Genomic DNA, 15,101 nt, shown 5'->3' with positions numbered 1-15,101 from the left:
GAGATTGTAATTCATGGTATGTACATGTATCATTATAGGAATGGTGTTTTTACATAGTTCAGGAGGCTTCTCATGCTTAAAGACATGATTGCATTAACGAAACCCGGACTTTTGCGGCTGAATGTGTTTGCGGTAGCGGTAGGGTTCTGGGTCGCTTCAAAATGGGATATCTCGTGGATATCTCTGCTCATGGTGTTAATTGGATCAACCTTGGTTATCGCTTCGGCTTGTGTCATTAACAACTACTGGGACCGTGAGTTGGATCAGAAGATGGAGCGTACCAAAAAACGGATTGATTACATCAATCATCTTAAACCCAAGTTTGTATTGGGATATGGAATTGTTCTTGGTGTGGTTGGTTTTGTACTGCTCTATTTCCTAGTCAATCCGTTATCTGGTTGGATGGCGCTGCTCGGATGGTTTGCTTATATCGTGATCTACACGATGTGGCTCAAACGCAGCTCGACCTGGAGTACATCATTGGGTGGAATTGCGGGGGCGATGCCGCCTGTAATCGGTTATTGTGCGGTAACCAATCAGATTGATGCAGGTGCCTGGTTGCTGTTTGCGCTATTATTTCTGTGGCAGCCGCCTCACTTCTGGTCACTCGGGATTCGCAGAGTGGAAGAATATCGTGCAGCCGGTTTCCCACTGTTGCCGGTAGTCAAAGGTGTGAAGCGCACAAAGGTGCAGATGATTCCTTATGTATTTCTGTTGCTTCCTGCTGTATTTCTGTTGTATTACTACAACTACGTTGGGCTTGTGTTTCTGCTTGTATCCGTCATTGGTGGTCTGATCTGGTTTGTCCACACACTGAGCGGATTGAAAACACAGGATGATGAGAAGTGGGCCAAAGTTAACTTTCTGATCTCCGTCAATTATCTCATGGTTGTATTCATTGTAATGGTGGCAAATACAACCTGGTCCTGAGCGAAACATCACTTTTGTAAAATATTCGAATATGAAGACGCCGAGTTAGCTGGCACCTTAAGAAAAAGCACGCTGTAGAATAGGCTTGGACAACCTGTGGTTGTTCCGGCCATACTTCTCGGGGTGTTTTTTTGCTATAATTATACTTTGGAAAATGATTTTGGAAGAATGGGAAGTGGAGTAGATGAATGATTTACAGCAGGCTATCCTCTTGAGAACGGAGGGGGAAATACAGGAGGCGATAGAGCTGCTGCAGGAACTGGCATTACAGGAACCGGACAATGCGCAGGTTTGGTACCAGCTGGCTTGGGCTCATGATTCACTTGGACTGGAGCGGGAAGCGGTACCGCATTATGAGAAGGCTCTAAGTCTAGGGCTTCCGGTTGAGGACAGGACAGGTGCCATACTCGGACTTGGCAGCACATATCGGACTCTGGGGCAATATGAGCAGGCAAAGGCCTGGTTTGAAAAGGGGTTAAGTGAATTTCCGGAGAACCGGGAATTTGAAGTTTTTCTTGCCATGGTGCTCTACAATCTGGGTGAGCATGCGGAGGCAATGAAGCGGCTGCTGGTACAACTGGCCGATACATCAAGGGATAAGGGAATAACCGACTACAGCAGAGCCATCCGTTTCTATGCAGATCAGCTGGATTGGGTATGGGATTAAACCTAATGTATTCGAGCGATAACACCTAATCTAAAGGAGATGATTGGATGAATTCGAATCACGAACAAGAACAGGTGCACGAAAGACTTGACCGGCTTGAGCAGAAGCTGGATTACCTGGCAGAAGCTCAACAGGCGAACAGACGCTCACCCGGTGTACGCTTTCTGATTGGTTTTGCAATTGTGATTGCCGTTGTATTTGTTCTCATGCTGGTCATTGGCATTATACAATTTTTTAGTAGTGGCGGTTGAGTCAACGGAGGACCGATTATAATGATGGAGCTAGCCATTCCTGTACCGCTTCAATAAAACGACGCGAAGCGGGGGACAGATTGGTGAGAGACGGGCAAGCGATGCCAATTGTACGATAGGGATCTCCAGTGAGTTGAACAAGAGCGAGTTCGTTCGTATGGTGTTGAAGAACCATTTCAGGTAAAAGACTGATGCCAAGACCGTTTCGAACCATCGCCATGATGGCCTGATCTTCGGCGACCTCATAGACCACATTCAGCTTGGCCGCATGCTGTCGGATCAACCGTTCAATCTCGTTATCACCACCCCATTTAGGTAAAATAAAGGGCTGTTCCAGCAATACATCAAATGAGACAGACTTCTCCGTAGCGAGTGGATGTTCCCGAGGCAGGATGCACATCATCCTGTCTTTTTGTAATGGAATCGTCTCAAAAGGCGAAGAGTCGCCAAGGGACAGAAAGCCAAGATCGATGGCACCTCCAGCCAGCCAGCCTTCAATTTCAGCGTAGTCCCCTTCCCACAGCTTAATTTCGATTCCGGGATGACCGAGGCGAAATTGCTTCAGGATGCCAGGCAGCCACTGCGTGGATACACTGGCGAATGTGCCAATACGAACGGTTCCAATCTCGGCGCCGCGAATCAACGAAATTTCCTGGTTCATCAGTTCCGTCCAGCGCAGAATTTCACGAGTATAGCCCAGAATCCGTTCTCCTTCGGCAGTTAGTCGTACACCGGAGCGGCCGCGATTCAGCAGTGAAAAACCACACTCGGTCTCCAGACTAGCGATCGCATGACTGACCGCTGATTGGGTAATATTCAATGCTTCTGCTGCTTTGGTAAGGCTGCCGTATTCCACTACGGCATTCAAAATTTCGTATTTGACTAGTGACATGAAAGATTCCGTTCCTCTCTTCATTTAATATGAGTTTATTTCATATTAACTATTATAAATATTCATTTTTATAATGCAAAGAGATCGTTTATACTTGCCAAGGCGAGTTAGTTCGACAGAGCCTTGGATAGATTAAAATACATAGAATGAAGGTAGAAGCAAGATGAACGGAGTACGTGCACCACAAGGTCAGGCATCAAGAAGAGCAGATTTGCAGATGCTGCTCGCAACGGTAATATGGGGATCATCCTATCTGTTTATGAAATCAGGACTGGAGTCTATGCAGGAATTGAATTTGGTCGCTTTCCGGTTTGGAATTGCCTTTATCGCGGCAGCTGTCCTTTTCCATCGGCGACTGTTCAGAATGGATCGAGGAACGCTTGCAGCAGGGGCTATTATGGGAACAGCGTTATTCGCGGCCTTTGTATTTATCACTTATGGAGTACAGCGCACAACGGCTTCCCAGGCAGGGTTTTTGATCAGTTTGGCAGTGATCTTTGTGCCCATCCTGACGACAATTCTGCATCGGCGAATGCCAGATTTGCGGTTAACGATAAGTATTCTCGTGGCGGTAATTGGGCTCGCATTGTTGACACTTCAACATGAGCTTAGCCTGCATATGGGGGATATCCTATGCATTCTCGCAGCATTAATGTACGCGATCTACATTATGATTGCTGGCAAGTATACGCCGAAGCATGATCCACTAACGCTGGGAACGGTGCAACTGGGCGTTGCAGCCCTGTGGGGGCTGGCTGCTACATTTGTGCTGGAGACACCACGTTTACCTGACACACCTCAATCTTGGGCGGCCATTCTGGGTCTGGGAGTACTGTGCAGCGGCATTGGCTACATTTTGCAGACTCTTGCCCAGCGGCATGCTTCACCAACGAGAACGAGTCTGATCTTTTCGCTTGAACCACTGTTTGCAGCAGCATTTGCGTTTACTTTTCAAGGGGAGTCCCTTACACTGCAAGGGTATGCGGGTGCAGCACTTATGCTCATTGGTGTTCTGATTACAGAGATCAGAGTCCCTTATCCGGTATTCTGGCGCAGAAAGCGGACAGCATTACAGACCGAACTGAGAGATCAGGGAGCACCGGGCGTATAACTTTGAAATAAAGCAAGAGTTCTTCCATCAACTTCATTGTGAAGCAGGTGGAGGAACTTTTTTGTTATTTATTGAGAAATATTCAGAATCCATAGCAAATCCACTACCTAACAAAATGAAACTTTTCATAACTTGTTTTGTTGAATCCCTTTTTTTATGCTACACTAAATGAAAAATAAAGGAAAAACGGGTGAGAAGGATGGCCAAAAGAGTAACCATGCAGCAAATTGCCGATGCTGCGGGGGTATCCAAATTCGCAGTCTCTCGTGCGTTGACCGGTAAACCTGGTGTCAGTGAACATACTCGGGAGATGATTGTCAGAACGGCAGGACAGCTCGGATATTTCAAAGCTGAACCGAAACGTTTCCTAGTGGAAACCCCTGCTGAACAGGAGATGAAGATAGACAGACAGGGGACTATTCTGATCTTGTTTCCTAACATTCGTTCGCAGAATCGATCCTCCCTGTACTGGGGTCCTATCTTTGACGGAATATCTGCACGCCTGAATGAGAAGGGCATGGATATCCTGACCTTGACGGAACCTTCCTCAGATCGCATGTTTTCGGTGCTGAATCCTGAAGCCATCAGCGGAATTATTACTGTCGGTTCCATTTCCACATCCGTATTGCTCGAGATTTATCGACTGCATATTCCACTTGTGATGGTTGATCATGAAGACCCGGCAATTCATGGAGATACGGTGTTTACAGATAACATGAAATGTATGCAGGAACTGGTGTTGATGCTCGTTGGAAAGGGCTACAGAAGGCTACAGTTTGCTGGCGAATTGCCTGATGCAGCAAGTTTCAGAGAACGATGGCTCGGCTATCGTTCGGTACTGGAAGAGATGCAGCTGCAAGTTTCGCAGCAAGCAGATTTGCTGGGACCTGATCTGGATCACATTCGGGAATCGATTATCGCCATGAAGATGGAGGATATCCCCGAAGTGATGGTATGTGCGAACGACCACATGGCCGCTGTTGTGATTGGTGCACTCCAAAGCAGAGGCATCGAGGTGCCGGAGCGCTGTGCAGTAACCGGGTTTGATAATACCCGTGCAGAAGAGCCTATTCTTGCTACGGTGCATATCGATAAGGAGAATCTGGGCAGACGTGCGGTGGACCAGTTATTATGGCGGTTGGAGCATCCGGACGAGCCTTTTGAAAGAAAACTGATCTATTCGGAATTAATCATTCGTGATGAGTACAATGCTATTTTGCCGTGAAGCTAAAGAACGTGAATTTAGAAATGTTAATAATAACACACGCCAGGACGCTATAAACTTGGGATGAAAAGACATGGAGAGATTGGGCTTCATGTCTTTTTTTGTTACCGGATATGTTTTTTTGAAATAATCCACAAAACAGATTGACTGAATTGAGCATATCGTGTTAATTTTGTTTTGTAAGTTATTTGTTTTTATAATAACAAAACCTAACAAAATGTTTTTTTAAAACTACTTCAATGATAACGGAGGCTGTCATGAGCAAAATACAAACGCGGACTTTTCAGAATTGGACGTTCAAGGCTTGTGAGGATCAGGAATGGATGCCGGCTCACGTACCCGGCTGTGTGCATACGGATTTGCTGAAACTGGGTAAAATACCTGACCCTTTCTATGGAACTAACGAAAAAGAAATTCAATGGGTCGATAAGAAAGACTGGGAATATCGCACGGAATTTGATGTGAATGAAGCACTGCTGTCGCAGCAACATCTGGAGCTAGTCTTTGATGGTCTGGATACGTATGCAGATGTGTATGTGAATGAACAACATCTGTTGTCGGCAGACAATATGTTCCGGGTGTGGACAGTCGACGTGAAATCTGTTGTAAAGGCAAGTGGCAACGTACTCCGAATACGTTTTCGTTCACCGATTAATGAAGATCTGCCGAAGTTGGAGAAGCTCGGATATGCCCTGCCTGCATCGAATGATCAATCTGACGTGGGGGGATTAGGCGATAAAAGAGTGAGTATTTTTGCACGGAAAGCCCCGTACCACTATGGTTGGGACTGGGGTCCACGTTTTGTAACTAGCGGAATCTGGCGCGAAGCACGCCTTGAAGGCTGGACGGACGTACGAATTAATGATGTATTCATTCAGCAAAATGAAGTAACTGCTGCTTCCGCTTCGCTTACTGCCGTCGTGGAAGTGGAGTCTGAGCAATCCATAGAAGCGATCATTCGAGTAGGAACGGATGAACAGATTTGGGAGCAGGCTGTAACCCTGAAACCGGGCGTCCAAACTGTGGAGGTTCCAATCTCTATTGTTGAGCCGAAGTTGTGGTGGAGCCGCGGATTGGGTGACGCGCATATGTATTCTTTCCATACGGAAGTGATTCAGGGCGAACAGGCTGTGGCTGAGTCTACAGTCAAAACGGGTATTCGGTCCATTCGTCTGGTTCGTGACAAAGATGAAGCGGGAGCATCTTTTTATTTTGAGTTAAATGGAGTTGCTGTTTTTGCCAAAGGGGCGAATCACATTCCCAACGACAGTTTCATAACAGAAGTGACACGAGAGCGTTATCTGCATGAGATTGTATCTGCTGCCGAGTCGAACATGAATATGCTCCGTGTATGGGGTGGCGGCTTCTATGAAGAAGACGTATTCTACGAGTTGTGTGACGAATATGGTTTGCTCGTATGGCAGGACTTTATGTTTGCTTGCAGCATGTATCCTGGAGACGAGGCTTTCCTGAACAGTGTGAAGCATGAGGCGATTGATAATGTGAAACGTCTGCGTAATCATCCAAGCATCGTGTTGTGGTGTGGTAATAACGAGATTGATTCAGCTTGGGCACATTACATTGAAGATGGCGGCTGGGGTTGGAAAAAAGATTACAACGCGGAGCAAAGAGAACGCATTTGGGCGGATTACGAAGCTATTTTCCATGATCTTTTGCCTGAAGTGGTGGAAGCCTATGCTCCTGGTGTGGATTATTGGCCTTCTTCACCACTGGTATCACTGTCGGGAGACGAGAAACAGCATGCTCACCCATCCACATCAGAAGGGGATATCCACTATTGGGGTGTGTGGCATAATGTGGAGCCCTTTGAGAACTACAACGTTCATGTTGGTCGCTTCATGAGTGAGTATGGCTTCCAGTCCTTCCCTGAATACGATTCGGTTCGCAAGTATGCGGAGGAAGAGGATCTGGCATTGGAGTCTGAAGTCATGCTGGCGCATCAGAAGAACGGGGCAGGTAATCGTCTGATCAAACAATACATGGATATGTACATGCATGAACCGGAAGATTTCCCATCCTTCCTCTATATGAGCCAAGTGCTTCAGGCTGAGGCGATGAAAACAGCCATTGAGGCTCACCGTCGTCGCAAACCGTTCTGTATGGGAACACTCTACTGGCAGATGAATGATTGCTGGCCGGTGGCTTCCTGGGCGGGTATGGATTACTTCGGACGTTGGAAAGCATTGCAATATTACGCGAAACGCAGCTTCAGCGATATCTTGGTATCGGTAGATGGTACGAAGGAAGATGTGACAGATATTTACCTCATCTCGGATCAGCTTGAACCTGTGAAAGGCAAACTCCAGATACGCCTGATTGGCTTTGATGGTACAGTTTATCGTGAGGAAGAGCATGAAGTCGCTCTGGCATCCAACTCTGGTCAACAGGTGCTGTCATTGAGCCAGGCGGAATGGCTGGAAGGTCGCGATGCTGCAACAACATTGCTGCGTATTGATCTGAAGCAGGATGGGGCAGCCGACATCACACAGGAACATTATTTTGCACCTTCAAAGGATATTGCATTGCAACCAGCGCAAATTAAGGTAAGTGAAGTTACCGAGAATGATGGCGTACATCTGGTTTTGGAAAGTGATGTGCTTGCAAAACAAGTATGGATTTCTACTGAGGCAGAAGGGGTGTTCTCGGACAATTTCTTCGACCTCATTCCGGGTATTCCTGTGAAGGTCAAGTTCACCGCCAGAGGGGAATTGCAAGGATCTGATGGTGCTGTCTCCAAGGCGGGGGCCATCCAGGTTCGTTCCATGGCTGACTTTATCAAATTGTAATTATAGACGAAGCAGCAAAATCGTTGAGATCTCCCATAGGGGGATTTCGACGATTTTTTATTTTCCAGTGCCAAAACGGAAATGGACTTCAAAGTTATGAACAAGATTGTTATAATTGATAATCATTATCAATTATAGGTGAGTTCTTTGTCACAATGGTTGGGCATTGGGCGTGTTATATCGCTTAGGAAAGGAAGTCTATATGGGGATTCAGGATGATATCAAGCTGTGGGATCAGGTTCAGGTACGGGTGCTTGATGTCCGTCTTATATCATTAACAACGAACGAAAGTTATCGAAATTATGTATTACCAACCAGTGCGTTTGTGTATGTGAATGGCAGGGGACAGATCTGGTTAGATAACGAAGTATGGTCTACAGGCAGATTTCTGTTAGTGCACGGAGGCAAAGGAAGGCGGATGGCGCTTGAAGCAACCGGAGTTATTGAGGCATATCTGATTTTCTATAAATCAACACTGCCCTCGAACGTTCTTCTGGACTACCGAATGATGCTGTTACAGAGCAATCCCTTCGAGCGATCGTGGGGAATAGAGCCAGATAATACACTACAGTTGCATGAACTTGTTCAGAATATACATGATTGCTGGAATGGACAGGATCAACTGGGCAAAATTCAGGTGAAAGGGTACTTCTTTCAACTGATACAGCTTGTATTGAATCAGCAGATTCGGATGCAAAATGAAGGTGAGCAGCTCTCGTTAACGGATCAGGTTTTACGCTATATCACAACGCATTTTCGTGAATCGATCTCGCTTGATTCACTCGCTCAGTCTTTGAATTACAGCCCGCAATATGTGTCGCGCAAGTTCAAAGAACAGATTGGTGCTACGCCGACCGAATATTTGATCCGGTTAAGGATTGGAGAAGCAAGGGCTCTACTCTCTGCTACGGAGGCTTCATTACAAGAGATTGCAACGTATGTGGGTTATCCGGACCCCTTTTATTTTAATCGCATGTTCAAGAAAGAGATGGGAATTACACCAGGACAGTATCGTTTGAAGCAGCGAGAAGACATGAATAGAGTTTCAAAAAGTACAGTAAATGCAACAAATGAATCCATTGTATCGGAAGAAACAGAACGTTATCCTTTAATTGATGATGATAATCATTATCAATATAATGGAGATGAGGAAATCAACATGTTTAACCAATTAAGATCAGCCATCATGTCACTTGTGTTTGTACTTACATTAAGTGCTTGTGGAACAACCGGACAAGGGGCAGGATCGCCGGAACCATCAACTGAAACCGAACAACCTGCAATTGCGGAAACGAAAACCGTAAATACCACCTTTGGAGAGGTAGAGATTCCTGCACATCCAGAGCGAGTCGCTGCAATTGATTATTTGGGAACAGTCCTTGCCCTTGGTGTCAAACCCATTGCTGGAGGACAATTTCTCATGAATAGCCCTTATCTGGAAGGGCATCTGGATGGACTTGAAACGATCGGTGATTCCATTGAACAGCTGATGGAGCTGGAACCAGATCTTATTATTACATTGAATCCGGACAAGGGGGCTTTTGAAAAATACAGCAAGATTGCACCTACCGTCTCTGTCGCATCCATTACATTCCCAACGTTGAAGGATGAGGTCAACTATTTTGGTGAAGTACTTGACAAAGAAGCTGAGGCGAAGCAATGGCTGGCGAAATTCGATCAAGAGATTGCTAAAATAAAACAGGAAGTGAAAGATGTCGTTCCGGCAGATACTACATTCTCCGTGATGCAAGAGTATGATCGCCAAGTATTTATATTTGGTAATCAATCGGGTCGTGGCGGGCGTAACATCTACGAGTTGCTTGGTCTGCAAGCACCTGCAGCCATACCTGCCGAGTTAATGCAAGGGGCGTATCATGAATTCTCAATTGAGCTGCTTTCCAAATACGCTGGGGATTATATTGTACTGACCAGTAAATCAAAGCTTAAAGATTTACAAGCAGACCCTGTCTGGGGTTCATTACCTGCTGTCAAAAATGGAAGAGTATACATATGGACGGAAGAGCAGTCCTGGTTCCGTGACCCGATTGCTCTCCTGAAACAGACACAGGATCTGGCTGAATGGATTATCAAAATGAATAAAGAAACACAATGAATAAGTTATTACGTATCCAAACAGGTATACTCTCCATTAATAATCAAAAAAAACGTGCTGCCCAGTTACTACTGAGCGACACGTTTTTGCTATATGACTGAACAGTAGGAGGGGGAGAATAGATGCATGTCCAACGAGGTTATTTGTTCTGATCTTCGCTTTGGATTTCCTGCAGCTCATCAATGCTTAACTTGAGATCATTCTCGGGGTTCGCGCTCACAATAACGTCGGACTTCGATTGCTGCTCACCTGGTTGAGTGGATTTGGCTGCGGGTTTGATCACATAAAGGCTTTGCACGGAATTCAGCAGGCTGGCGGGGGTGTCCTCATACGTTTCTAGGAAGAGCACATAATCTTTGGTGGGAATGAATTTGATATTGTCATCGTTAATAATCTCGGTATTGCCCAGCTGTCCGCCAAGCTGTTTCACTTCAATGGTGTCCCCGGCAGCATGAGTTCCCTTGAAGGATTCAGCAACCTTAATGGTATAGATCGTATAGATTTTATCAAAAGGAACAATATCCTCACCGCCCGTGTTCGTTTGCTCATCCAGAGCACTTTCATTTACAACAGGGGCTTGTACCATATCATTCAATGCTTCAACGCGTGTTTGGATGACACTGCCTCTAACGATGGTGTTTGCTCGCTCGGAGAGATCACCGATGCTTGAGTAACTTGGGAAGTCCTCGGAAGCAATCATCGTGAGCGGTTCATCCTTGGTGGCAGCCGTATTTGTCGTTGCTGAAGAGCACCCTAGGGCAGATAAAATGAAAATGGAAGAGGCTAGCATCGTCAATACTCGAATTTTTTTCATGGATAGGAATCCTCCTTGGATTTAGGGGTTTGAGAATAGTGGATTAGTACTTGGATCTGACGTTGTTGATATCGAAGGTTTGAGGTTGTGTCATTGTGTTCCGGTTACGGGAGTAGAGCATGATGGAAGGGCTGGTGGTGGATGGGTTGTCCCCGAGCCAAACCGAGTGTCCGAGCTCATGAACGAATACGCTTTGAATAAAGTTGGACAAGTTGGTTGCGTCAGCCGTGATGGTGGTTGCATTCAATTCAATGCGGAAGCTCACGACCTGACTGCCAGACACCGAGGCGTAGTTGACACCATAGGCCGTGTTATTGAAGTTTCCGGCCGTAATGGTGTTGGGGGAACTGCTCGTTTTGGTGAACTGTACTTTGGCACCGGCATTGTTCCAGTTGCTGAGGGAGGCATCCATTGGGGTTTGCCACGCGGAGGCGTAGTTGTAAGTTCGAATCGGGATGGTGGAGCTCGGGTAGCCGTAGGTTAGAAAAGTTGCCGCATAGATGGTACCGCCGAACATCGCGATGGCTGAAAACAACATGATGCTCATTAAAAACTTCCTTTTCATACTTAAAACCTCCAATAATTGTATTTTTTATCTATTATAGTAACAAGGAATAGAGCGATTGAAATGAGTCTTAAGTCTTTTTTTTCGTGTTAAAAACAAAGGATTTTGCTGGATAAGACCTTCTTTTCGTCTGAAAAAGTCGATTGCTGTCCATATATGCATGCATAATTTCCCTGCTATTACAAACAATACATTCAAATTCACGCAGAAAAGGGAGTGCCTGAGCATGTGTAACCGTTTTTCGTTGGCAGCCGATTTGGATGAGGTCAGGGATCATTTTAAGATTCAACGGGTGATGTATTATTACAAAAACCGTTACAATATCAGCCCAACCCAGCATACACCGATTATTTTGCATCAGGATGGTGAGCGGGTATTGGACGAGTTCCGATGGGGATTCATTCCGTTCTGGGGACGCGATGCAGTCAATGCCAATCTCATGACGGTCCATGAGAATCCAGCCTACTACAAGCTGGTAGAGACGAAGCGTTGTGTTATCCCATGCAATGGTTTGTATTACTGGCGTCAAGAAGGCAAGAAAAGCTATGCAGTCCGAGTGGTTATGCCGGATCGCGGATTGTTTGGCATAGCGGGATTATACGAGGTATGGAAAGATACGCGCAAACAGCCACTGCGTACCTGCACGATGCTGATGGCGGGAGCGAACATGGTTACACGGGAGTTTGGCAGTAAAATGCCGGCGATTCTGTCTGAAGAAGAAATCAATACTTGGCTGGATCCGGCGAATACACGCGTGACACAGCTGCTACCGTTGTTGAAATCCTACAACAGTACAGAGATGAATCTGTATCCGGTTACTCCGATGGTAGCCAATGATGAGCATGACTGCTATGAATGTGTGGAAGAAATGGACCAGAAGCTGGCATACGTACGCAGTTTCTAAGCTGAGCAAGCAGTTTTATGAGGCGGAGAGTTATAAGACACTCCGTCTTTTTGGGTTGAGAAAGAAAAAAAAGTGTAATGGACAAAAGGCGGAGAGTGAATGGAGCAGTGAGCTTTAAGCATCGTATGGATAAGGGGTGAAAAATGAAAAGTTGCAATGTGAGTGAAACGTAACTATAATCATTACAGTAAGTGAACGCATATATTCATATATCTATTAAAAGAGATATTTAATCAGGAGGGAACCACGGATGAATCCAAAGTATAGCCCAATGTTTGAACAAGTTTCACTGCCAAGCGGCATTACGCTGAAAAACCGGATCGTGCTCGCTCCAATGACTCATATGTCCTCGAATCCCGATGGTACTGTATCAGACGCTGAACTTGCTTATTATGCACGTCGTACTGGCGGTGCTGGTATGTCTGTTACAGCGGTAACCCATGTAACTCCGAATGGAATTGGTTTTCCGGCTCAATTTGGTAGTTATGACGATAGCTTTATTCCCGGTCTGAAACGTCTGGCCGATACGATTAAGCAACAAGGTTCCAAAGCCGTACTGCAAATTTTCCATGCAGGTCGTCTCACGCCAGAACCAGCGGTACCCGCGGGTCAAGTCGCTGCTCCAAGCGCTGTCGCCAGTGAGCGTCCGGGATCACCTGTACCCAGAGAGTTGTCTGATGACGAAATTACGTCCATCATCAAGGACTTTGGGGAAGCAACCCGCCGCGCCATTGAAGCTGGCTTCGACGGTGTTGAGATTCATGGTGCGAACGGTTATCTGATCCAGCAGTTCTTCTCTCCGCATTCCAACCGACGTGAAGATCGTTGGGGTGGAAGCATTGAGAAACGTCTCACATTCCCACTGGCTGTGGTAGATGAAGTCCAGAAGGCTGTAGCTACACATACGAAACTGCCGTTTATTGTTGGATACCGTTTCTCACCAGAAGAGCCGGAAACACCTGGACTGACCATGGAAGAGACGTATGCATTGGTTGATGCGCTGAAAGATAAAAATCTGGATTACCTGCATGTATCCGTCAACGAGTTCTGGTCCAAGCCAAGACGTGGTGAAGCAGATACTCGCTCCAGAATTGAATTTATCCTTGATCGCGTGAACGGTAAACTGCCTGTCATTGGCGTAGGTGCTATCCATACCGCAGACGAGGCAGCTGAAGCTCTTCAAAGTGGAGTGCCATTGCTTGCGATTGGCCGTGAGCTGATTATCGAACCTGACTGGGTTGAGAAAATCGAAAGCGGACGTGAAGAAGATATCGAGACGATTCTCACCAAATCGGATCAGGAACGTCTGGTTATCCCTGACGGTCTGTGGAATGCAATTATTCACACCCCGGGCTGGTTCCCTATGGCTGATGATAAATAAGACACAATTTCATTCGAAATGGAGGGAGCGTAAGCTCCCTCTTTTTTGCACCCTCTGCGTCCTCGATGAAATTCTCCTTCCGGGGGCACTGTGGTATGATGGGATGAACAGGATTCATCTTGGATAATCAACGGTTTGGAGTGAATGAAGATGCTCGTGGCTGAACGTTATGAGAAAATTGTGGAATGGGTAGATGCGCAGGGAAGCATGCGCGTAACCGAGCTGAGTGAGCGCTGCGGTGTGACGGAAGAGACGATCCGTCGTGATCTGGACAAGCTGGAGCAGGCGGGAAGGCTCAGACGGTCCCACGGCGGGGCTGTCAGCGTAAAATATAAAGAAGAGGGGCAGTCGGAAATCCCTTATCCGGAACGGGCTGTAACTCATGCAGAAGAGAAACGCAGAATTGCGGACGAAGCGGTGAAAATGGTAGAGCACGGTGACCGGATAGCGCTGGATGCCAGTACAACGGCGTGGTATATGGCGGCTGGACTGCCAAACATACCACTTACCGTGTTGACCAACTCCATTAAGGTCGCAGCAGAGCTGAGTAACAAGGAACAGATCCGTGTAATCGCGACAGGCGGGCAGCTTGCTTCGAAGTCCCTATCTTTTGTAGGGCCGCTAGCTGAACGGTCGCTTGATGCTTATCATGTGGATAAAGTTTTCTTATCCTGCAAAGGTGTACATTTGACGAAGGGCATCAGTGAGTCGAATGAATTGCAGGCGCTGGTGAAGCAGAAGATGATCAGCATAGCTGATGAAGTTATATTGCTGGCGGATTCGAGCAAGTTTGGCGTGCAGGCTTTTACAAGAGTGGCGGAACTCGACAGCGTGGCAAAAGTAATAACTGATCTGGGCTTAGAGGAAGAGCAGGTTAGCGCACTGAATGAACAATCCATAACATGTGTCCGTGTCTAATTAGAAAGGAATGAATATAATGAAACATCCTTTTCACCTGAAAGCTACTTGGAATGGTGGACGTAACAGTGAAGGGCATATTGATGCAGGTGGGTTAAAAACAATCATTTCGATTCCACAGGAGATGGGTGGCCCGGGTACTGGAACCAATCCGGATGAAATGCTGCTGGGTGCAGCGTCCACCTGTTATTTGATTACGCTGGCAGCAATGCTGGAGCGATCGGATATTACTCCGGATGAGCTGACACTGGAGTCTGAAGCGACGGTGGATGTTACCAATAACGTATTTACGTACGAACGGATCATACACAGACCTCGCATTGTGCTCAAAGCGGATGCATCTGAGGCTGATGTAACGAAGGCGGAGCGCCTGGCACATAAAGCAGAAGAGTCCTGCATGATCTCCAGAGCGGTAGCAGGTAACGTTGCCATCGAGACACAGCCAGTGATTATAACAGCAGGCGTTAACGCGGTGTGATATACTGAAGAGTAGGCGGCTTGAGCCGTCATTTGTGTAAGATAA

14 protein-coding genes are annotated in these 15,101 nt (G+C 46.5%); 11 read left to right on the top strand and 3 right to left on the bottom strand.

Annotated elements, in window-relative coordinates; all coding sequences use genetic code 11:
• The first annotated feature begins 72 nt into the window (after positions 1 to 72).
• From cyoE to gpAD87_RS14110, 3 genes are all read left to right on the top strand, one after another.
• Complete coding sequence (cyoE, locus tag gpAD87_RS14120; protein ID WP_063563312.1) at positions 73 to 930, top strand: heme o synthase; 858 nt, start codon at positions 73 to 75, stop codon at positions 928 to 930.
• 184 nt (positions 931 to 1,114) lie between these two features.
• A complete protein-coding gene (locus gpAD87_RS14115; protein ID WP_064638935.1) occupies positions 1,115 to 1,597 on the top strand; it encodes a tetratricopeptide repeat protein in 483 nt (160 codons plus the stop codon).
• Positions 1,598 to 1,644: 47 nt separating this feature from the next.
• Positions 1,645 to 1,848 (top strand): hypothetical protein, encoded by a 204-nt coding sequence (locus gpAD87_RS14110; RefSeq protein ID WP_064638934.1) that lies wholly within the window; start codon positions 1,645 to 1,647, stop codon positions 1,846 to 1,848.
• 16 nt (positions 1,849 to 1,864) lie between these two features.
• On the opposite strand, the gene gpAD87_RS14105 is transcribed toward gpAD87_RS14110, so the two are convergent.
• Positions 1,865 to 2,740: a LysR family transcriptional regulator gene (locus tag gpAD87_RS14105; protein WP_064638933.1), complete on the bottom strand. Its 876-nt coding sequence runs from the start codon at positions 2,738 to 2,740 to the stop codon at positions 1,865 to 1,867.
• A 163-nt stretch (positions 2,741 to 2,903) separates the two neighbouring features.
• Between gpAD87_RS14105 and gpAD87_RS14100 the strand changes: the two genes are divergently transcribed.
• The 4 genes from gpAD87_RS14100 to gpAD87_RS14085 all read left to right on the top strand — a co-directional run bounded on the left by gpAD87_RS14100 (position 2,904) and on the right by gpAD87_RS14085 (position 9,996).
• On the top strand, positions 2,904 to 3,851 hold the full coding sequence (locus gpAD87_RS14100) for a DMT family transporter (RefSeq protein ID WP_064638932.1): 948 nt from the start codon (positions 2,904 to 2,906) through the stop codon (positions 3,849 to 3,851).
• A 199-nt stretch (positions 3,852 to 4,050) separates the two neighbouring features.
• Positions 4,051 to 5,076: a LacI family DNA-binding transcriptional regulator gene (locus tag gpAD87_RS14095; protein WP_064638931.1), complete on the top strand. Its 1,026-nt coding sequence runs from the start codon at positions 4,051 to 4,053 to the stop codon at positions 5,074 to 5,076.
• A 257-nt stretch (positions 5,077 to 5,333) separates the two neighbouring features.
• A complete protein-coding gene (locus tag gpAD87_RS14090) occupies positions 5,334 to 7,883 on the top strand; it encodes a beta-mannosidase (protein WP_064638930.1) in 2,550 nt (849 codons plus the stop codon).
• Between the two features lie 202 nt (positions 7,884 to 8,085).
• Positions 8,086 to 9,996 carry an AraC family transcriptional regulator gene (locus gpAD87_RS14085; RefSeq protein WP_064638929.1) on the top strand — a complete coding sequence of 637 codons (1,911 nt, stop codon included), beginning with the start codon at positions 8,086 to 8,088 and terminating at the stop codon, positions 9,994 to 9,996.
• Between the two features lie 139 nt (positions 9,997 to 10,135).
• Here the strand turns inward: gpAD87_RS14085 and gpAD87_RS14080 are convergent, their stop codons facing one another.
• Both gpAD87_RS14080 and gpAD87_RS14075 read right to left on the bottom strand, forming a co-directional pair.
• A complete protein-coding gene (locus gpAD87_RS14080; RefSeq protein ID WP_064638928.1) occupies positions 10,136 to 10,810 on the bottom strand; it encodes a hypothetical protein in 675 nt (224 codons plus the stop codon).
• A gap of 43 nt (positions 10,811 to 10,853) precedes the next feature.
• Positions 10,854 to 11,375, bottom strand: coding sequence for a hypothetical protein (locus gpAD87_RS14075; RefSeq protein WP_064638927.1), 522 nt, complete (start codon positions 11,373 to 11,375; stop codon positions 10,854 to 10,856).
• A 226-nt stretch (positions 11,376 to 11,601) separates the two neighbouring features.
• Here gpAD87_RS14075 and gpAD87_RS14070 point away from each other — a divergent pair, with 226 nt between their 5' ends.
• The 4 genes from gpAD87_RS14070 (at position 11,602) to gpAD87_RS14055 (ending at position 15,056) form a co-directional block, all read left to right on the top strand.
• Positions 11,602 to 12,279, top strand: coding sequence for an SOS response-associated peptidase (locus tag gpAD87_RS14070; RefSeq protein WP_063563320.1), 678 nt, complete (start codon positions 11,602 to 11,604; stop codon positions 12,277 to 12,279).
• 250 nt (positions 12,280 to 12,529) lie between these two features.
• The gene (locus gpAD87_RS14065; RefSeq protein ID WP_064638926.1) at positions 12,530 to 13,660 is read left to right on the top strand and encodes an NADH-dependent flavin oxidoreductase; all 1,131 of its coding nucleotides are present in this window, start codon (positions 12,530 to 12,532) and stop codon (positions 13,658 to 13,660) included.
• Between the two features lie 150 nt (positions 13,661 to 13,810).
• Positions 13,811 to 14,578, top strand: coding sequence for a DeoR/GlpR family DNA-binding transcription regulator (locus tag gpAD87_RS14060; protein ID WP_064638925.1), 768 nt, complete (start codon positions 13,811 to 13,813; stop codon positions 14,576 to 14,578).
• A 19-nt stretch (positions 14,579 to 14,597) separates the two neighbouring features.
• Entirely contained in the window at positions 14,598 to 15,056 is a 459-nt protein-coding gene (locus gpAD87_RS14055) for an OsmC family protein (protein WP_064638924.1), read from the top strand.
• The last annotated feature ends 45 nt before the right edge of the window (positions 15,057 to 15,101 follow it).

It is taken from the genome of Paenibacillus sp. AD87, assembly GCF_001659845.1.
Classification (GTDB): Bacteria; Bacillota; Bacilli; order Paenibacillales; family Paenibacillaceae; genus Paenibacillus; species Paenibacillus marchantiae.
This window is presented reverse-complemented; position numbering and strand designations above follow the sequence as displayed.